Source organism: Sporosarcina sp. JAI121 (genome assembly GCF_013408665.1).
GTDB lineage: Bacteria > Bacillota > Bacilli > Bacillales_A > Planococcaceae > Sporosarcina.
In genome coordinates this window covers 1,367,495-1,386,682 of the sequence record NZ_JACCCL010000001.1, presented here as the reverse complement: position 1 = coordinate 1,386,682, position 19,188 = coordinate 1,367,495, and the positions used below count along the sequence as shown (strand labels likewise).

The window sequence follows — 19,188 nt, the reverse complement described above, 5'->3', positions numbered from 1 at the left end:
TATGAGTGAAAATATAAATTCTAGATCAGCCCGAAGAAAACAGCTCGAGGCGGAACGCGCAAAAAAGAAAACCAAAAAAACAGGCGGTGGCGGGAATATCTTTAAGAAAGTGCTTCTATCGCTTGTCCTCATCGGATTAGCGGTCCTGATCGGCGGCGCCGGGTTGTTCGCCTTCTACGCTAGTTCGGCACCCGCTTTAGATGAAAAACTTTTGAAAGATCCGTTGTCGTCTGAGATTTTGGATATGAATCAAAATGTAATTTATAAGTCGGGTATAGAAAAAAGGGAGTTTGTTCCTTACAATGAAATCCCGGATTCCATGCAAGATGCTATCTTGGCAACGGAAGATATTCGATTCTATTCCCACCACGGGATGGATTTCTGGCGACTTGGCGGTGCTGTCATCGCGAATTTCCGGAGCGGATTCGGTTCACAAGGTGCAAGTACACTAACCCAACAGGTCATTAAGAACTCTTTTCTTTCCGAAGAAAAAACGCTGAAAAGGAAAGCACAAGAAGCATGGCTAGCCTTTAAACTTGAGCGCAAATATGAAAAAGATGAAATTTTCGAAATGTATTTCAACAAAATATTAATGTCTGGAAATAATTATGGGTTCGGCACAGCTGCCGCACACTTTTATGGAAAAAAATTGAACGAGCTTGAATTGCATGAAATTGCCATGTTAGCCGGATTGCCACAAAGTCCGAATGGGTATAATCCTTATAAAAATCCGGAACGGGCTGAAAAGCGACGCAATATCGTACTTGGTCTGATGTATCAGCATAAGAAGATTACAAAAGCTGAAATGGAAGCAGCCAAGGCAATTCCAGTGACATCAACCCTTCTGGCGGACGATAAAAGACAGGCGAATGATAATATGAAATACGCTGCATTTGTCGATATCGTTTTAGCTGAATTGGAAGATGCGGGTATGAAAGATGTGTTGTCCGACGGGGTTACAATTCATACAACCCTTGATCCCGATGCACAACAGTCAGTCGAAAATGCACTTAAATCGGATATATTCGCCAATGATAAAATGCAAGGCGCCATGACAGTGCTCGATACGAAAACAGGCGGAATCGTCGCAATCGGCGGTGGACGAAACTTTTCCACCGGTTTGCTGAATTTTGCCTCTGCCGAAAAACGCCAACCAGGATCGGCGATTAAACCGATTATCGATTATGGTCCTGCAATCGAGTATTTGAATTGGTCTACAGGTCAGACCCTGCATGACGAACCATACAATTACAAAGACTCAAAACCTGCACAACCTGTCCGTAATGTAGATAGAAAATATAGGGGCGCGATTACGATGCGCGAAGCACTTTACAACTCCCGAAATGTTCCGGCTGTAAAAACGTATGAAGAAGTTGGTCGGAAGAAAGCAGTAGGGTTCGCGGCAAACCTCGGATTGGATTTCAAGAATGAATACCCTTCGAATGCATTGGGAGGAACGGATGAGTTCTCTACGGTCGAGATTGCCGGTGCCTATTCCGCATTTGGAAATGGCGGTATATATACAAAACCCCATGCTATTAAGAAAATCGTTTTCCGAGATGGCAAAACGGTACGCAACATGACGCCAGATCCAGTAACGGTCATGAAAGATTCAACGGCTTATATGATTACAGATGTACTGCGTGATGTCTTTGGTGACGGAGGCACGGCGAAACGGGCTGCTATTTACGGTCTTGATGTTGCTGGTAAAACAGGGACAACGAACTTCGCGGACAAAGAGGGAGCAAAAGATTCTTGGTTTGCCGGCTATACGACAGACTACACAATTGCTGCTTGGGGCGGTTATCAAAATCGTGCCGCAATGCAAAATTTTGAAGGTGAGCGTTATGTCCCGCAAGATTTATTTAAACAAGTCATGACAAACATTTCATCAGGGAAAAATACAGAACGCTTTAAAAAGCCTTCATCTGTTGAAGAGGCCACAATCGAATACGGTTCTGATCCACTTGTTCTAGCAAGTGCTTCTACTCCACAATGGAAGAAACGGACCGAGTTATTCGTGAGAGGGACTGTACCCGTAGAAGTTGCTAAAGAAGAAGTCATCGAACTAGATGCACCAAACGGTTTGACTGCCCAATACGACGCAGCAACCAGTTCCGTCGGGTTGAGCTGGTCACATAACGCTCCGGTTTCGGAGGCTATCGTAGGCAATGTTAATTTCACTGTATTAGTGGGCGTTGATGGTGGAGACATGCAAGAAATGACAACAACTACAGATACGTCAGTTACTTTCTCGGGAGCTGAAGCAGGTCGGACTTATACATTCTCCGTCGTGGCCAAACTCGAAGGTCTGGAAAGCAGTCCAGCAACGACTACTGTCCAGATTGAAGAATTTGTTGAAGAAATCCCAGAACCGGATGATGAAATCGATTCTGAAAATCCGGATGGCATAGATGGGAACAATGGCAACAACGAAAACAACTGGAACAATGGCAACAACGGTAATAACGGTAACAACGGTAACAGCGGTAATAGTGGTAACAGCGGTAACGGTGGTAACGGTGGCAACAATGGTAGCACAGATCCCAATAGCAACAATTCGAACGACGGTTCTTCAGTTGAAGATGGAACGGTTCCTGATCCTAATGCCGGAACAGATGGAACGTCAGATGATGGTGCGAATCCATAATCATCTGACGAGCTAGCCACTGAAGCATAGACAAAAAGAAGAAACCGGAATGCAGATCTGCATTCCGGTTTCTTCTTTTTTCATTTCTGCTGTATCGAAAGTCTTGCAACTTTCTTTTTCGTTTCCGTAAAGAGAGCATCCAATTGAATATAAGCATAATGGCTGGATATCTTGTCCTTCACAAACTCGAAACGTTCTTCACCATTCAATGGCAGCAGTGTATAAACAACCTTTCCTTTTCGGTCATCTATCACTTTTCCACCGTTCTTGAGCAATTCACTATAAATCTTTATCGCTGATTCCATCTGTCCAACTGCTTGTTGGTCTTTTTGATTGTAAAATGCTTCTATCTTGTCCCGCATTGTTTCCCAGTGTTCAAAATAAGGTGCCAGCAGCTCCTTATCGATACGTTTCTCTTCACTTGGCATTTGTTTTCATCCTTTTCTTTCCTTCCCTGCATAATGGCAGGAGTGGACAGATATTACAGCCCGGGTTTTGCGCTTTGCAATGATATCTTCCGAAAAAAATAATTTGGTGATGTGTATCTGTCCACTTTTCCATCGGTGTCCAACGCATGATTTTTTCCTCGACAACCAGCGGCGAGTCTTTCCAACGATTCATGCCAAGTCGCTTTGCAACACGTTCAACATGTGTATCGACGGCAAGCGCGGGAATGCCGAACGCATTCGATACGACGACATTCGCCGTTTTTCGTCCGACACCCGGAAGTGTCATCATTGTATCCCTGTTGGGAGGAACTTCCCCGCCATAATTATCAACTAGTATTTGACTTAGCGCTTGAATGTTTTTTGCCTTATTACGGAATAATCCAATCGATCTGATATCCTTCTGTAATTCTTCAACATCAACTGCTAGGTAATCTTCAGGCGTTTTATATTTTTTAAATAGCTCTGCTGTCACCCGATTGACGAGTACATCCGTACATTGGGCGGAAAGAAGCGTCGCTATCGTCAATTCAAATGGATTGTCATGCACCAGTTCGCAATGTGCATCCGGAAACATTTCACCGAATTGTTCAAGGCAAAATGCCCATTGTTTTTTTGTCAGCATGTACTCCCACCTAATCCCGTTCTTCCAGCCAGTTATAGAAGGGTACACGTTTTACCGTAACCGTTTTTTCTGATTGCTGTGACGGCCGCGTCCCTACTGTCCGAAATGACTTTGTTTGACGTTCTACATCGGACAACGTCTTTACATTCTTCTTTTTCCACTCAAAAAGAATCCGATCGATATATCGGAGACTTAACTTTTGTGCAATTACAGCTTCTTTTAATGCCGCGCGGATAATTTCTGCTGTATGACCGTCTTCATCAAACCACATCGCAATCGATTCACATTCCATCGGCGACAAGAACCTTCCGAATTCTTGTTCGAACAGCGAATAAATTTCACCTTCCGCATTCTTCTGGTCCTCAATTTCAGTCTCAGTCGATGATTTGGCGATATGATCAATCAGCCTATCCCATAATGGCTGCAATGAAAATCGCTCATGCAAAACACCTTTTTGGTCTTCACTTTGTCCAATTTGAAGCAAACCGCGTTGCATCAGACGTTGTAAAATCATAGATACTTCATTTTCCGTCAAATCCATCCGGCTCGTAAAATCAGTTGGAGTTGGAAAATGATTGCCTTCTGATTTATATGCAGTCATATGCATGATCAGCATAGCATCCAAATCCTGAATGCCAAGATTTTTGTAATGGTGAAAAAAAAGCTGGGAAATGTTAACATTTCCCTGCTCAATCCAAATCTGGAGCCGTTCTTCGTGTTGCATGTCCGAACTCCTTTCCTCTATTTAAATATTAAGGGTACAATCTGTTCAATAGACGCGGGAATGGTATTGTTTCACGAACGTGTTCCACGCCGGAAATCCAAGCGACGGTACGCTCCAGACCAAGTCCAAATCCTGAATGTGGCACCGCCCCATATTTACTGAGATCTAAGTACCATTCATAAGCTGACTCATCCAGGTTATGCTCTTTGATCCTTTGTTTCATGAGCTCATAGTCATGAACACGTTCAGATCCACCTATGATTTCCCCGTACCCCTCCGGCGCAATCAAATCTGCGCATAGGACAACATCGTCGCGCTCTGGATGCGGCTGCATGTAAAACGGTTTGATGCCTATTGGGTAATGTGTGATGAATACCGGCATATCATAGTTTTCAGCAATTGCCGTTTCATGCGGTGCACCGAAATCCTCACCCCATGTAATGTCGTCAAATCCGTTGTCGTTCAAGAACTTGATGGCATCATCGTATGATATACGCGGGAATGGCGCTTGAATTTTTTCAAGTTTGGACAGATCACGGCCAAGTCTTTCTAATTCAATCGGGCAGTTTTGAAGCACGGATTGTACTACGTGTGTCACATACTGTTCCTGCACCTCCAAGCTCTCATCGAATTCAACGAAAGCCATTTCCGGCTCAATCATCCAAAATTCAATCAAGTGACGGCGTGTTTTCGATTTTTCCGCACGGAATGTTGGGCCGAATGAGAATACCTTTCCAAGCGCCATTGCCGCCGCTTCCATGTAAAGCTGCCCTGATTGTGATAGATATGCATCCTCGTCGAAATATTTCGTTTGGAATAGTTCAGACGTTCCTTCCGGTGAAGAACCGGTTAAAATCGGTGGATCGACTTTGACAAAACCATTCATATGGAAAAATTCATACGTTGCGCGGATTATTTCGTCACGGATTTTCATCACAGCGTGCTGTTTACGGGACCGGAGCCACAAATGGCGGTGATCCATCAGAAACTCTGTGCCGTGCTCTTTCGGTGTGATTGGATAATCGACTGCTTCTTGGATGACTTCGATGTCTTTCACTTGCAGTTCAAAGCCAAAAGTCGAACGTTCGTCCACAGTCACTTCCGCAGTAATATAAAGTGAACTTTCCTGTGTGATTGATTTGGCTTTTGCAAAGATGTCTTCGCCGACCACTTCTTTGACTACGACTCCTTGGACAAATCCTGAACCGTCACGCAATTGTAGAAAAGCAATCTTTCCGCTTGAACGTTTATTCGCAAGCCATCCGCCGATACGGACCATTTCGCCTGCGTGGTTTGGCATTTCATGTATCATGATTGTTTTCATAGTTACCTCCGAAAGTTAACGTTCTCAATTTTTAAAAGAGTTAGAAGGATTATTTTTCAACTCAAGTCGTTGTCTAGGCTTTAGGTACCTATTTCTTATTCTTTCCAGTTTTCTTCAACAAATGCAAGGATGCGCCCAATTGCTTCTTCAAGCAGGTCGATTGAAGTTGCGTAAGACAATCGAATCGTGTCGGGAGAACCAAAGCCGGATCCCGGTATTACCGCGACATTCGCTTTCGTCAACAATGCTTCAGCAAAATCATCGACGTTGGCGAACCCTGTTTTCTTGACTGCTTCAGATACTTCCGGAAGAAGGTAGAAAGCTCCTTGCGGTTTAATCACATTAAATCCAGGAATGGCCGATAATTGTGGATACACCCGGTCCAGACGCGATTCAAAATCTTGACGCATCGTTTCAACTGTATCTTGTGGCCCGTTATACGCCTCGATCGTTGCGTATTGGGAAGTCGTCGTCGGATTGGAAGTCGAGTGGCTTGCGAGATCGGTCATTGCACCGACAACTTCGGCATCACCAGCAATATAGCCGATTCGCCAGCCAGTCATCGAATGTGATTTCGACACGCCATTAATGAGAAGTGTCCGTTTTTTTGCATCGTCAGAAAGCTGCGCGATGGAAACATGTTCTTCTTCACCATATATGAGTTTCTCATAGATTTCATCAGAGATGATCCATAAGTCTTTTTCTTTACAAACTTCGGCAATCTGCAGTAATTCCTCTTTCGAATAAATCATCCCGGTCGGGTTCCCCGGCGAATTTATGATAACCGCTTTCGTTTTGGAAGTGATTGCCCCGCGAATCTGCTCTGCCGTCACTTTAAACTGTGCTGTAGCAGTCCCTTCGATATGTACCGGTACCCCGCCCGCCAACTTCACCTGTTCAGGATAGCTGACCCAATAGGGTGTCGGGATGATAACTTCATCGACCGGATCAAGGATTACTTGGAACAATGTATATAATACATGTTTTGCTCCGATCCCAATCATAATTTGTTTCCTTGAATAGTCCAATCCTTGGTCCTTCTTGAGCTTTTGGATGATCGAATCTTTAAGTGCAGGCAATCCACCTGCTGGCGTATATTTCGTTTTTCCTTCTTTCATGGATGCGTATGCCGCTTCAATAATATTGGCAGGTGTATTATAATCAGGTTCCCCCGCTCCAAGACCGATGACGTCGATACCCGATTCTTTCATTTCCTTTGCTTTTGCCGTTATCGCAAGCGTAGTTGACGGCGTTAAAGTACTTACTCTGGATGCTAATGATTTTGTCAATTGTCTCACTCCCTTATAGATTCAAAATCCGTTTCCACCATTGTCCGTCTTCGAAAAAAACATAGACATAATTCAGTTTGCCGCTATTACTTTTGAATGCTACTTCCCAGACAGGTCCTTCTTCTTCTAGACCGAGTGTAACATGAAGAACTTTTTTTACATCCAGTTCTTTTTTGACATTTGCAACGGCTTTTTTCGCCGATATCCCTTCCGACAACTTCACTTCTTTATAACCGTCTTTCGATTTTTCATCGACGAAAACGGCTTTTTCTATCCCATCCCCGTCAACTCCAAATACCGTCACAACCGGAACCGTTCCATGGAAAATTGTAGCTGAACTCGCAGAAACGAGCTGTCCCGATTGGATTGCGGATTTGGTCGCCGTCTTTTCAGCTGATGAAAAAGGCTTATCGGCATTATACAAAACCGTGACGGTGATGACTGAAGTTAGCAGTAAAAGGAAGACGACGATGAATTTTATCCAATTCAACATATTGCTCCACGTCCCGTACTCCGTAAAAGTTTTTTCTGTTCTTGGTGACTCGTTTCATTTTACATACCTATTCATTATAGCAATTTTCAAGTTCATTAACCATATGCTCAAGTGATACTTTTTTCACAGGCACATCCGGGAAAGCCTCTAAAAAACGCTTGCCGTATGACTTCGTCTCAATCCGCCTGTCTAGAATGATAAAAAACCCTTTATCCGTTGATGAACGGATCAGCCTGCCGAAACCTTGTCGTAGCCTCATTACCGCTTCCGGCAAAGCATGTTCGGTGAACGGATTCAGTCCGGCCGCCGAGAGCTTGGCGGCTTTCGCTTTGTACATAGGCTCTTCCGGTGATGAAAATGGAAGTCTAACGGCGATGACGGCCGAAAGTGCATCCCCAGGCACGTCTACCCCCTCCCAAAAACTGTTCGTTCCGAAAAGGACAGAGTTATTGAATTGCCTGAAAGACTTTAATAATCTAAGCCGGCTGCCTGAACTAATTCCTTGCGCAAAAAGAGCATAGTCCTCCAATTGCTCACTTTCCATTATTATGTCATAGGTTTTTCTTAGCATATCTTGTGAAGTGAACAAGACGAAGAGCCTTCCACCTGTTGCCATCACTGTTTGGATGACCGCATCCGTAACTGCCAGAATATAATCGGACTGGCTGACCTGCTGGATATCTGGCATATCTTCCACGATAATCACTTCGGCCCCTTCATAGAAATGGGCCGGTGCGTCAAAGAGTAAAAGTGGAATCGAATCATCGATACCAAGCTGTCTTGAGATGAAGCGCTCATTTTCCGGAATCCTCAGTGTACCCGATGTCCAGATGATACCGGTCCGTTCGCCTTTCAGCTTATCAATAAACTTACGGATCATTTGGGAGCCATCCAGTGAACGTTTGATAACAGTGAGGCTGCCGGGAATACTTCGCATATCCTTCTCCATCCAGACTGTGAAGTCCTCTGTATTATCCTCGAGGAAAACTTCCACCCATTCACCGGCTTTAATTGTCATTTCGCGTACCCAATAATTCCAATCTGCAACAATTGCCTGTTCATTCTTCGTTAAATTATCGAAGTGGTTCGACAAACCATCAGCGAACGCTTCAGCTTTGCTGATATAATCGGACATCGCTTCGACAACTTTTGAAAAATGAGCACTTTTATAATCTAATTCCGCTAACGTATAGATTTGTCTGTTCCCCTGTTGCTTTTTACGCTTTGGCGGATTAAAAGCAGTCAACGTCGCAATGGCATGGTCGAACAATGTCAGAAACTTGATAAATGCAGAATCAAGTTGTTCTTTATTATGAAATCCATCCGTTCGCAATCGACTATTGAGCGCATCGACTTTCTGCAAAAGATGCCCTGATGCTTCTGATGCAATTTGTCCCATCACATACTTCCAATTTGTATAAGAGAACACCGTTTCATTCATCATGGATGCCGCTTGGACAAATTGATGGGCTTCATCGACTACAAGCCCCCCGAGTAAGCTAAAAATACCTTCTCTTCGGTTCAAGTCGGAAAGAAGCATGGAATGGTTTGTAATGATTAAATTTGAATGGCCGCACGCTTCAAGCAGTTTGTAATGATAATCGGCGGCTTGCTCATCCGGCGCCAGCTTATTCGACCTCTTCCTAATTCGATCAAGAAACAGCTGCCCGCCGCCGGATATATTCAATTCTTCCAAATCACCTGTCACCGTTTCAGTTAGCCATACGAGGATCTGCATGATTGTAAACGTTTCATCGTACGATTCGTCTGCAATTCTAAGCAGTTCCTCAAATTTGCCAAGCGAAATGTATTGCTCCCTGCCTTTCAGTACAGTCGCCGTCACATTGAATCCAAGTATTAATCGCACCTTTTCCAGTTCTTCATCCATGATTTTATCAGCAAGGTGATTGGTATATGTACTGATGACGACAGGTTTCCCCGTCTCAATGGAACGAATGGCTGCCGGCAAGAGGTAAGCAACGGTTTTTCCGATTCCTGTCGGTACTTCCGCAATGATTTCTGTTTGCGTGGATAAAGCATCCCACACTGCATCCATGAATTCGAACTGCGATTCCCTTTGTTCGAATTCGGGGTATGCTTTTTCTAATTGCGCTATTTTCTCATGGTTGTCGAAGGGATACACCGGGGATTCGGACTGTTCCGTATCTGAAATCGATCTGTTCCGATAAGGGATGCCGCGGAATGATAAAAATTCCTTCCCCACACTTTTCGTCCTTGCAATCTTGAGCGCTTCATAGAAAAGGGTCGCAAGATCTGTTTTCAAGCGAAAAGACCTGCGGTGTAAAAGGTTTAATGAATCCTCCGGTAATGTGTGTAATTTCTGCATGCACATTAGAAACAGCTTAGCCGTCGCCTCTGCATCGTCATCAGCGCGATGGGCGGACGCCAGCGGGATACCGAGTTCTTCTGTAATGTCCTGCAATCTATAGCTCGGAGCGGATGGTATTAAAATTTTAGACAGTTCCACTGTATCAATTTTCTTCCCCGTCCACCGGGGAATGCCACATCTTGCAAATTCACTTTGCAGGAAAGACAAGTCAAAATCCGTATTATGTGCGATGAAGACCGTTCCTTCAAGAAGGGTCGCAACTTCTATCGCGATTTCCTCAAATGAAGGTGCGTCTTTTACATCCTCATCTGAAATAGCCGTCAATTGACGAATGAACGCCGGGATTTTTTGTCCGGGATTAACAAAGCTGACATACTTGTCAGCTATTTCACCGTTTTTTATGAATACAATCGCGATTTGAATCATCCGGTCCCCTTTTGCCGGTGAATGCCCGGTTGTTTCCAGATCAACGACTGCATAGGTTTTATTGTGCATTCGATCATCAACTTCCTGTTTAACATACTACAGCAGATTGTATCACATTCTGGCCTTCAAGTTGGCACAAAACCCATTCGGATAGGTTAAAAAACAAAAGATCATTTGGAATAGGGCTTACTGATTCCAAATGATCTCGGCAATTTAAATCGTCATACCTTGTTTTTCCCGAATTATTTCTTGTACGCCATTTTTTTCATCCATGATGAGTACAGTCGGTTCATGTGTTTGCGCCTCTTCGTCTGTCATATAGACGTAGGACAGGATGATGACGATGTCTCCCCGCTGGACTAGTCGTGCTGCCGCCCCGTTCACGCAGACAACGCCGCTTCCGCGTTCCCCTGCTATGATATAAGTTTCGAAACGGGCTCCATTGTTGTTGTTGACTACATGCACTTTCTCATTCGGAAGCATACCAGCGGCGTCTAGCAAGTCACTATCGATTGTAATGCTTCCTACATAATTAAGGTCGGCCTCTGTTACGGTTGCGCGGTGCAGTTTACTGTTCATCATCATTCTAAACATACAAACCATCCTTTGTTGACATAATAATATTATCTATCAGTCTAGTTTTTTCAAAGACCACAGCACAAGCGAGAATCGCCCCGCCGGACGTCCCATCATATTTTGTCAGCTCGGGGTATGACAAAAGTGACACATAATCCATTATGCCTGAACTGTTTTGTGTGATATATGATGCGACTTCGCGTTCAATTTCTGCAGCTGAAACACCTTGTTCGAATAACTTTTCACCTTTTTTAAGCGCCTTTTGGATTATCGGCGCTTCCGCACGTTCATTCCCTGTCAAATTGACATTCCTTGAACTTTTGGCCAGGCCATCCTGTTCGCGGACAATCGGAACACGAACAATCGATGTCCTCAAGTTAAAGTCACGGACAAACGTCTCGATTATCGCCAATTGCTGTGCGTCTTTCATTCCGAAATAGGACCGGTCAGGGTCGACGATATTGAACAGTTTCAACACGACTTTCAAAACCCCGTCAAAATGCCCTGGACGCGATACTCCGCATAATGCTGTCGATTGCGGTCCCGGCAAGATGCGGATACCGCCGTCCTCCGGATACATTTCTTGAGGCGTCGGCATGAATAGAATGTCGACACCAGCCGCTTCGGCTAAACCTGCATCCCGTTCTGCATCACGGGGATACGCTTCAAAGTCTTCCCCCGGACCGAATTGTGCCGGATTGACGAAAATGCTCATGACCACAATGTCATTTTGCTCTCTCGCCTGCTTGACAAGTGATAAGTGACCTTCATGCAAGTAACCCATCGTCGGGACGAAACCGACTGTCCGATCCCCACGTTTATTGCGATCAATTAAACCTTGCAATTCCTCAATCGTTTGAACTATCTTCATTTCATTCGCCATCGTGCTTGCCTCCGTACAACGCAGTCAATTCTTCCTCTTTCATCGTGAAACAATGGCGTTCCGCGGGGAATGAACCGTCTTTCACCGATGTCACATACTGTTTCAATGCGTCACGGATATCCGTTCCGATATCTGCATAGCTTTCTACGAATTTCGGGACATGATGACTGCCGTATTTCACAGTGTCGTGGTAAACGAGCACTTGCCCATCCGTTCCGGCTCCAGCGCCGATTCCGATGACCGGAATTGAAACTGCGTTTGCCACCTCTTCGCCAAGTTGATAAGGAATACATTCCAAAACGACCATGAATGCTCCGGCGTCTTGACATGCCCGGGCATCTTCAATAAGTTGCTGTGCCGCTTCCGCTGTCTTCCCTTGCACTTTATATCCGCCAGCAACTGAAGCGGATTGGGGCAATAGACCAAGATGAGCAACAATCGGAATTCCTGTTCCGGTAAGCAGGCGTATTGTGTCAATCACTTTTCCGGCGCCTTCAAGTTTTAACGCATTAGCCCCTGTTTGCTGAAAAATCCGCACTGCATCTGTAAGTGTCCTGTCTGCAGAGCCGTGATACGAACCGAACGGCATGTCGACTACAACAAACGTTTCTTTTGCCCCTCTTCTCGTCGCCTTGCCATGATGGATCATATCCTCCGTCGTAACCGCAATCGTGGAATCATAGCCGAGAACGACCATGCCGAGTGAATCCCCGACAAGAAGGATGTCGACTCCCGCCTCTTCCGCAAGTTTTGCGGATGGGTAATCGTAAGCTGTCAGCATGACGATCTTCTCGCGTGTCTTTTTCATTTTAATAAAATCAAGTGTGCTCTTCATCTTAATTATTCCCCTCTCTTTTTGAGAGGAAACCGGATTTAAAAACCCTTCCTTCCAATTAAATGGACAGAAGGGTTGTATCATCATGCGATGGTTTCCTCCGTCCCTGTCTTTCTATAAAGATCAAGGCAGAACATATGGAACTGATTGTTTTCAATTATTCCAACAGGTGCAGTTCCCGCTAGATACCGCCCTTCGAAACCACTATACCAAATCGGAAGAAACATGTATACAGATCACTTCGAAATTTCAATATCGGCAGAATAGATGCCGCGGATCGTCCCGTCGTCAAGCTTCAGCTCCAGGACCCCTTCATCAGAAATACCAAGTGCAGTCCCTACAATCGTTTCATTGAGCATAACTGCCCGGATCCGTTTACCGGTCGTATTTGAATAGCCTTCCCATAAAAGTTTAATCGGTCCAAAACCGTGTTTCACATACAAATCGGTATAAATCTCCAGAAATCCAAGGGTTTTGGCAATTAACTGCGCACGATCGACAGATTTGCCGGTAAGCATTTTCAGTGATGTCGCAATCGTTTGTAATTCTTCCGGGAAATCCGTTTCATCCTGGTTGACATTCATGCCGATTCCAATGATGACAGCTTTCACCTGATCTGGATCTGCTTGAAGTTCTGTTAAAATCCCCGTCACTTTTCTGCCGTTGATTAAAATATCATTCGGCCATTTAATATCAGGCTCGATTCCCGTCATTTCCTGGATTGCACGTGTTACCGAGACCGCTGCAACCAACGTCATTTGCGGCGCCTGCTGGGGCGTCAGCGTCGGTCTGGTAATAACACTCATCCAAATCCCCTTACCCGCTGTTGAAGCCCACGGGCGTGCCATTCGACCTCTTCCCGCTGTCTGTTCTTCCGATATGATGACGGTTCCATCAGCGGCACCATTCTGTTCTTCATCCAGCGCGATGAATTGCGTCGATTTGCATGTGTCGAAATAATGGATATGTTGTCCATACTTTTTTGTCGCCAAATATTTTTGTACATTTGCTTCGTTTACGCGGTCCGCTGATTTAATGAGATAATATCCTCTTTTTCGGATGGTTCCGATTTCATAGCCGTCTTTTTCGAGTTCTTTCACATATTTCCAGATGGCTGTCCTCGATAACCCGAACTGGTCGGCGATTTCCTGTCCCGACACGGGCTCACCTTCCGCTTCAAACAGCCTTTTCAACAATTCATTTTTCACGATTGAATTCATATAGAAACCATTCCTTTATGTCGTTTGTTACATTTTTACATGTATCGTGCAGGACTGCTTTCTCGATTTTCCCGATCCATTCACCAATCCATCTGCCTCCCGATTGGCCTGTCCATTCCATAAGCTTTCTGCCGTCAACGGCAAGATCTGCCGCGGACTGAATCGGCATAGATTGTTTCAAGCGTTTCATTTCTGCGGTTGAAACAGTTTCTCTAGCGTTATGGTTCGTCCGGAACAACTTTTCCGCAGTCATGAGGACATCCAGGTCGTAGCGGTAATAATCCTCGATTGTAAAATGGTTCTTGACTCGAATTGCGTATGCTTCTTTCACGGCTGAGAGGAACGCCTTTTCAGCGTTCGATAATTTGTATACCCTGCCGATATCCGCTGCTGAAAACTCTCCTGCAATCATGAAACAGGCCCAACCTTCGATTGCCGTTTCATATGGCGCGGTAAGACAGAGTACTTCTGTTTCTTTCGGAAATAGCGGCAGATGGAAATTTAATCCCGTTTTTTGTATAGCCATAAAAGCTTTCGCGGGATCATTGCCGGCAAAGAGTTTATCCATTTCGGCTTTCAATCGTTCTACAGATATGTAACGAATTTGATCGGCATTGTCGCGGATTGCTTCAAACGTCTTTTCTTCGATATCGAATCCAAGCACAGCCGTGAAACGGACTGCCCGAAACATACGGAGAGCATCTTCATTGAACCGGTCCGCTGCATTTCCTACCGCCCTGATGAGTCGGTATTCCATATCCGTTTTTCCGCCGAACAGATCGATGAGTTCGCCATCTAACGTCATAGCAAGCGCATTTATCGTGAAGTCGCGTCGCCGCAGATCTTCCTTCAAAGATTTGACGAATTGCACGTCATCGGGACGACGGTGATCCGTATACGTCCCCTCCGTCCGGTATGTCGTCGTTTCAATCGGTTCACCATTCATCATGACAAGTACCGTTCCGTGATCAGTCCCTATATCCACAGTTATCGGAAATACCGATTTTACTTCTGCCGGTTCAGCGGAGGTTGCAATATCCATATCTTTCGCCGGTTTTCCCAATAGATGATCGCGTACTGCGCCTCCAACAAAAACAGCCTCGTATCCCGCTTCTTCCAGAAAACGAATGACTTCTCGGCTTGGTTCGGTTCCGAATCGTTCAGTCATCTGCTTCCCGCCACTTCATAATAAAGTCTTTCGTACTGATCGACGATTGTGGACGAATGGAACTTGTCTGCCGCTGTTCTCAGTGCATTTTCCTTCAACGTCACCCGTAACTCATCGTTTTTGAGTACTAGAAGAGCCTTCTCAGCAGCCATGTCCGTATCCCCGATTTGTACAATAAATCCATTGACTCCATCTTCGATCACTTCCGGAATTCCGCCCGCATCCGTCGCGATTGAAGGCAGTCCGCAAGCGAGCGCCTCGAGCAGAACTAGACCGAACGCTTCTTTTTCGGACAAATGGAACATTAAATCGCTGATGGCCAGTAGTTCGGGAAGGTCATCGCGTTTACCAGTGAAAGTGACTTTATCCTGCAGACCGAACTCACTCACAAGCTCTTCCATTTCGATTCTTTCCGGCCCATCTCCGACTAGAAGCAACCTTGCATCAATCTCCTTCAATACTTTCTTGAAACTGATAATAATATCGGGAATCCGTTTTATTTTCCGGAAATTCGAAATATGGATAATTACTTTTTCATCCTGCCCGATTCCAAGATCGGATTTCAACGTACCCGGATCCACCGGCCGGTATTTGTTTTCGTCGATGAAATTGTAAATCGTTATCAAGTTATTCTTGGGTTCGATCAACTCCAGCGTCTCCATACGCAGTGATTCGGAAACCGCCGTAGTGATCGTCGATTTATCAATCCCGTAACGCACTGTATTACGTAGCCCCTGATCATGTCCTAGGATTGTTACATCAGTTCCGTGCAGCGTTGTGATTACGCCGATTGTGGAATTTGCCATGTCTTTGCCAAGCGCTGCGGCAATAGCATGAGGTACTGCATAATGGACATGGAGAAGATCGAGTTCTTCCGTTTCAATTACTTCAGCAATGCGGTTGGCGAGAGCAATGTCATAGGGTGGATATTTAAATACGGCATAGCCGTCGATTTTAACTTCATGAAATTGAATATTGGCATGTACGTCCAGAAAACGAAACGGTTTACTCGATGTGATGTAATGCATTTCATGGCCTTTATCCGCCATCATTTTCCCCAGTTCAGTCGCTACAACTCCGGAACCCCCGAGTGAGGGATAGCAGATTACACCGACTTTCAATTTTTTCAATCACAGTGCTCCTTCCGATTTACAGTAATAGGTTTTTTGCATTAATCAATGATGTTTTCGAGTCCGTAGACTAGATCCTTACGTTCCATAACATTATGGATCGCCATAAGAATTCCCGGCATGAATGAGCTCCGGTCGAATGAATCGTGGCGGATGCTGAGCAATTCGCCTTCGCCGCCAAGCATTACTTCCTGATGCGCAAGCAGTCCCGGTAGTCGGATACTATGTATTTTCATACCGTCGAAATCCGCGCCCCGTGCCCCTGCCTGATGTTCTTTTTCTTCCGGATGCCCTTGTTTATGCGCTTCTCTGACTTCTTTAATCATTTCCGCAGTCTTTACAGCTGTTCCTGATGGAGCATCCACTTTTTTATCATGATGCATTTCCAGAATTTCGACATCTCCTAAATAACGGGCTGCAATGGCGGAAAACTTCATCATCAATACTGCACCGATGGAGAAGTTCGGCGCAATGATGCCGCCTATCCGATTTTTTGCCGCCAATTCAGTTAACAGTGATATGTTTTCTATTGAGAGTCCCGACGTGCCGACAACGGGACGTATTCCGAGCGTTATGGCATCATGTACATTTTTGAATACGGCGTCAGGATCCGTCAAGTCAAGAAGTACATCCGGTCGGGTCGCAGCTACCAGATTTTCAAGGGACGTATAGATTGGGATTCCACCCGCCTCATCATTCACTACTGTTCCATGTAGATACTGCCCTTCGTATTTATAATCAAGGACAGCAACGACTTCCATATTCGGTGCATTCAAAATCGAGCGTAACGCTGCGCTTCCCAGCCTGCCGCGCGCTCCTGCAATAACTACTTTTATCGTCATTTCGTTTCCTCCTTTTTTGTCCAGCGGTCTGCATCGCGATCTTTGAATTTATCGAGAACAGTAATGAGTGCTTTATCCAAACTGATTCCCTGTGAATTGGCGAAACAGATTAAAACGAATAGCAGATCCCCCGTTTCTTCTTCAAGAGATTTTACCGCTTCACTGGGCTTTTTCTTTTTCGTACCGTACACATGCTGTACTTCCCGTGACAATTCTCCCAGTTCTTCGGTCAACCTTGCCATCAGTTCCATTGGAGGAAAATAGCCTTCTTCAAAACCGTTTATGTATAAATCGACCCTTTGTTGTAAATCCTTCATCGTCTGCAATCGTTCCATTTGCGTCAACTCCCTTTACCATCGTATAAATTAATAACACTATTGTCAAAATAAAAATTTTAGCCGATAATAGCCCTACTGCTATAAAAAGGAAGGTGTTCCCGAAATGCTTGAAGGAATCAAATTCAAAAATATCTTTTTCATCATTCTTGGTGCTGCAATTTTCAGTTTCGGACTGGTACACTTTAATATTCAAAACGAACTTGCCGAAGGCGGATTCACAGGTATTACACTCATTCTACTGTTCGCATTCAATTGGGATCCCGCAATCATGAACCTTATCCTGAACATCCCCATGTTCATTATAGGATGGAAACTGCTGGGGAAGAAAGTGTTCATCTATACAGTAATCGGTACGGTTGCTGTATCCGTTTTCCTAAAAGTTTTCATGGTCTATCAGATCGATATCCATTTGAAAGATGATATGTTCCTAGTGGCTCTCTTCGCCGGGGTGTTCATCGGAATCGGACTCGGTATCATTTTCAGATATGGAGGTACTACCGGTGGTGTTGATATTATCGCACGGCTAGCCCATAAATACATCGGCTGGAGTATGGGGAAGACGATGTTCCTCTTCGATGCGCTTGTCATTCTGGTTTCCTGGGCCGTCTATCTCGACCACCGATCGATGATGTATACGCTTGTCGCATTATTTGTTGGGGCCCGGGTGATCGACTTTGTTCAGGAAGGGGCCTATGCAGCCAGGGGCGCGTTTATCATTTCTGAATCACAAGACGAAATCGCGACGAAAATCACAGAAGATATGGACCGTGGCGTCACCATCTTCAAAGGATATGGTCATTTCACTAAATCTGACAGGGAAATCCTATATTGTGTCGTTGGAAGGAATGAAATAGTCCGGTTAAAAAATATCATCACTGCAGTTGATCCGCACGCTTTCGTTTCCCTAACCGATGTCCACGATGTCATGGGAGAGGGCTTTACGCTGGACGAACAAAAACGTCCGCTTGAGCGGTAAGAAAAACTCTAGTCGCCGTACAGTCCCGAAGTCCCGACAAGCATAAGTGTAACTGGTACCAGCCCCTGTTCCCTATTGAAAATTTTATCCTTTCTTATCTTTTATATGTAACCAAAAAAAATCCGTTCCTCCAGACTGGAGGAACGGATTTTTTCGCAATATAGACAGTTAGTCTCTGTTTGTAAATATCAAGATAAGTCGAACCAATTCGAGAACTGCGACCGCTGTTGCTGCAACATATGTCATCGCTGCTGCACTCAATACTTTTTTCGCGTGGCCTTCCTCTTCATTGCGAATGATACCAAGTGAGACGATTTCATTCATGGCACGTGATGACGCATTGAACTCGACCGGCAAAGTTACGACTTGGAACAGAACCCCAACTGCGAGCAATGCGATACCGATTCCCAACATGGAATTCATGCTCGAGAAAATCAGACCGATCATAATGAAAACCCAAGATGCATTTGACGTGATGTTCGCAACAGGTGCTAAACGGTGACGAAAACGCAGGAATGCGTATGCTTCCTTATCCTGAATCGCGTGACCGACTTCGTGCGCGGCGATTGCTGTACCAGCAACGGATGCCTCACGATAGTTATGTGTTGACAGCGCAACGATTTTCGTAAGCGGGTTATAATGATCACTCAGGTACCCTTGGCTTTCGACGACTTTAACGTCTTGTAAACCATTTTGATCAAGAATCAGACGGGCGACTTCCGCTCCTGTCATGCCTGAGGTTGAACGAACTTTCGAATATTTCTTGTATGTGCGTTTCACTTTGAATTGGGCGTAAAGCGGCAATAATATGATTGCAGCCAAGTAAATCCAGAACATAGTCAACTTCCTCCCTTTTCTCTATATAATCCATTCTATAATGGTACCGCTTCAAC

18 protein-coding genes are annotated in these 19,188 nt (G+C 44.9%); 2 read left to right on the top strand and 16 right to left on the bottom strand.

What is annotated here, in order from left to right; translation table 11 throughout:
* The first annotated feature begins 1 nt into the window (after nt 1).
* Nucleotides 2-2,650: a penicillin-binding protein 1A gene (locus HDC33_RS06490; protein ID WP_179391667.1), complete on the top strand. Its 2,649-nt coding sequence runs from the start codon at nt 2-4 to the stop codon at nt 2,648-2,650.
* An 80-nt stretch (nt 2,651-2,730) separates the two neighbouring features.
* Here the strand turns inward: HDC33_RS06490 and HDC33_RS06485 are convergent, their stop codons facing one another.
* From HDC33_RS06485 to HDC33_RS06415, 15 genes are all read right to left on the bottom strand, one after another.
* Entirely contained in the window at nt 2,731-3,078 is a 348-nt protein-coding gene (locus tag HDC33_RS06485) for a YpoC family protein (protein WP_179391666.1), read from the bottom strand.
* Entirely contained in the window at nt 3,068-3,721 is a 654-nt protein-coding gene (nth, locus tag HDC33_RS06480; protein ID WP_179391665.1) for an endonuclease III, read from the bottom strand. Before nth ends, HDC33_RS06485 begins: the two co-directional genes overlap by 11 nt.
* Nucleotides 3,722-3,731: 10 nt before the next feature.
* Nucleotides 3,732-4,445 carry a DnaD domain-containing protein gene (locus HDC33_RS06475; RefSeq protein ID WP_179391664.1) on the bottom strand — a complete coding sequence of 238 codons (714 nt, stop codon included), beginning with the start codon at nt 4,443-4,445 and terminating at the stop codon, nt 3,732-3,734.
* Nucleotides 4,446-4,473: 28 nt separating this feature from the next.
* Nucleotides 4,474-5,769 (bottom strand): asparagine--tRNA ligase, encoded by a 1,296-nt coding sequence (asnS, locus tag HDC33_RS06470; RefSeq protein ID WP_179391663.1) that lies wholly within the window; start codon nt 5,767-5,769, stop codon nt 4,474-4,476.
* A 95-nt stretch (nt 5,770-5,864) separates the two neighbouring features.
* Nucleotides 5,865-7,058, bottom strand: a complete 1,194-nt coding sequence (locus tag HDC33_RS06465) for a pyridoxal phosphate-dependent aminotransferase (protein WP_255457310.1) — start codon at nt 7,056-7,058, stop codon at nt 5,865-5,867.
* Nucleotides 7,059-7,071: 13 nt separating this feature from the next.
* Complete coding sequence (locus HDC33_RS06460) at nt 7,072-7,551, bottom strand: DUF5590 domain-containing protein (RefSeq protein WP_179391662.1); 480 nt, start codon at nt 7,549-7,551, stop codon at nt 7,072-7,074.
* Nucleotides 7,552-7,618: 67 nt separating this feature from the next.
* Nucleotides 7,619-10,396, bottom strand: a complete 2,778-nt coding sequence (gene dinG, locus HDC33_RS06455) for an ATP-dependent DNA helicase DinG (protein WP_179391661.1) — start codon at nt 10,394-10,396, stop codon at nt 7,619-7,621.
* 144 nt (nt 10,397-10,540) lie between these two features.
* Entirely contained in the window at nt 10,541-10,921 is a 381-nt protein-coding gene (gene panD, locus HDC33_RS06450) for an aspartate 1-decarboxylase (RefSeq protein WP_179391660.1), read from the bottom strand.
* Nucleotides 10,914-11,786, bottom strand: a complete 873-nt coding sequence (gene panC, locus HDC33_RS06445) for a pantoate--beta-alanine ligase (RefSeq protein ID WP_370457415.1) — start codon at nt 11,784-11,786, stop codon at nt 10,914-10,916. Before panC ends, panD begins: the two co-directional genes overlap by 8 nt.
* Nucleotides 11,776-12,621 (bottom strand): 3-methyl-2-oxobutanoate hydroxymethyltransferase, encoded by an 846-nt coding sequence (panB, locus tag HDC33_RS06440; RefSeq protein WP_179391659.1) that lies wholly within the window; start codon nt 12,619-12,621, stop codon nt 11,776-11,778. Before panB ends, panC begins: the two co-directional genes overlap by 11 nt.
* 236 nt (nt 12,622-12,857) lie before the next feature.
* Nucleotides 12,858-13,841, bottom strand: a complete 984-nt coding sequence (locus tag HDC33_RS06435) for a biotin--[acetyl-CoA-carboxylase] ligase (protein ID WP_179391658.1) — start codon at nt 13,839-13,841, stop codon at nt 12,858-12,860.
* A complete protein-coding gene (locus HDC33_RS06430; protein ID WP_179391657.1) occupies nt 13,819-15,009 on the bottom strand; it encodes a CCA tRNA nucleotidyltransferase in 1,191 nt (396 codons plus the stop codon). Before HDC33_RS06430 ends, HDC33_RS06435 begins: the two co-directional genes overlap by 23 nt.
* Complete coding sequence (gene bshA / locus HDC33_RS06425) at nt 15,006-16,130, bottom strand: N-acetyl-alpha-D-glucosaminyl L-malate synthase BshA (RefSeq protein WP_304625753.1); 1,125 nt, start codon at nt 16,128-16,130, stop codon at nt 15,006-15,008. The genes HDC33_RS06430 and bshA overlap by 4 nt, the downstream gene beginning before the upstream one ends.
* A 50-nt stretch (nt 16,131-16,180) precedes the next feature.
* Nucleotides 16,181-16,981, bottom strand: coding sequence for a 4-hydroxy-tetrahydrodipicolinate reductase (gene dapB / locus HDC33_RS06420; RefSeq protein ID WP_179391655.1), 801 nt, complete (start codon nt 16,979-16,981; stop codon nt 16,181-16,183).
* Nucleotides 16,978-17,316: a nucleotide pyrophosphohydrolase gene (locus HDC33_RS06415; RefSeq protein WP_179391654.1), complete on the bottom strand. Its 339-nt coding sequence runs from the start codon at nt 17,314-17,316 to the stop codon at nt 16,978-16,980. Before HDC33_RS06415 ends, dapB begins: the two co-directional genes overlap by 4 nt.
* A 106-nt stretch (nt 17,317-17,422) precedes the next feature.
* Here HDC33_RS06415 and HDC33_RS06410 point away from each other — a divergent pair, with 106 nt between their 5' ends.
* Nucleotides 17,423-18,295, top strand: coding sequence for a YitT family protein (locus tag HDC33_RS06410; protein WP_179391653.1), 873 nt, complete (start codon nt 17,423-17,425; stop codon nt 18,293-18,295).
* Between the two features lie 168 nt (nt 18,296-18,463).
* On the opposite strand, the gene HDC33_RS06405 is transcribed toward HDC33_RS06410, so the two are convergent.
* Nucleotides 18,464-19,132, bottom strand: a complete 669-nt coding sequence (locus tag HDC33_RS06405) for a zinc metallopeptidase (protein WP_179391652.1) — start codon at nt 19,130-19,132, stop codon at nt 18,464-18,466.
* Between the last annotated feature and the right edge of the window lie 56 nt (nt 19,133-19,188).

Coding starts and splice junctions, on each gene's coding strand:
- HDC33_RS06435 (WP_179391658.1), bottom strand. CDS start 13,841: ATGAATTCAATCGTGAAAAATGAATTGTTGAAAAGGCTGTTTGAAGCG.
- dinG (WP_179391661.1), bottom strand. CDS start 10,396: ATGCACAATAAAACCTATGCAGTCGTTGATCTGGAAACAACCGGGCAT.
- HDC33_RS06405 (WP_179391652.1), bottom strand. CDS start 19,132: ATGTTCTGGATTTACTTGGCTGCAATCATATTATTGCCGCTTTACGCC.
- panD (WP_179391660.1), bottom strand. CDS start 10,921: ATGTTTAGAATGATGATGAACAGTAAACTGCACCGCGCAACCGTAACA.
- panC (WP_370457415.1), bottom strand. CDS start 11,786: ATGGCGAATGAAATGAAGATAGTTCAAACGATTGAGGAATTGCAAGGT.
- HDC33_RS06490 (WP_179391667.1), top strand. CDS start 2: ATGAGTGAAAATATAAATTCTAGATCAGCCCGAAGAAAACAGCTCGAG.
- dapB (WP_179391655.1), bottom strand. CDS start 16,981: ATGACGATAAAAGTAGTTATTGCAGGAGCGCGCGGCAGGCTGGGAAGC.
- HDC33_RS06475 (WP_179391664.1), bottom strand. CDS start 4,445: ATGCAACACGAAGAACGGCTCCAGATTTGGATTGAGCAGGGAAATGTT.
- HDC33_RS06410 (WP_179391653.1), top strand. CDS start 17,423: ATGCTTGAAGGAATCAAATTCAAAAATATCTTTTTCATCATTCTTGGT.
- nth (WP_179391665.1), bottom strand. CDS start 3,721: ATGCTGACAAAAAAACAATGGGCATTTTGCCTTGAACAATTCGGTGAA.
- HDC33_RS06430 (WP_179391657.1), bottom strand. CDS start 15,009: ATGACTGAACGATTCGGAACCGAACCAAGCCGAGAAGTCATTCGTTTT.
- asnS (WP_179391663.1), bottom strand. CDS start 5,769: ATGAAAACAATCATGATACATGAAATGCCAAACCACGCAGGCGAAATG.
- HDC33_RS06460 (WP_179391662.1), bottom strand. CDS start 7,551: ATGTTGAATTGGATAAAATTCATCGTCGTCTTCCTTTTACTGCTAACT.
- HDC33_RS06415 (WP_179391654.1), bottom strand. CDS start 17,316: ATGGAACGATTGCAGACGATGAAGGATTTACAACAAAGGGTCGATTTA.
- HDC33_RS06485 (WP_179391666.1), bottom strand. CDS start 3,078: ATGCCAAGTGAAGAGAAACGTATCGATAAGGAGCTGCTGGCACCTTAT.
- panB (WP_179391659.1), bottom strand. CDS start 12,621: ATGAAGAGCACACTTGATTTTATTAAAATGAAAAAGACACGCGAGAAG.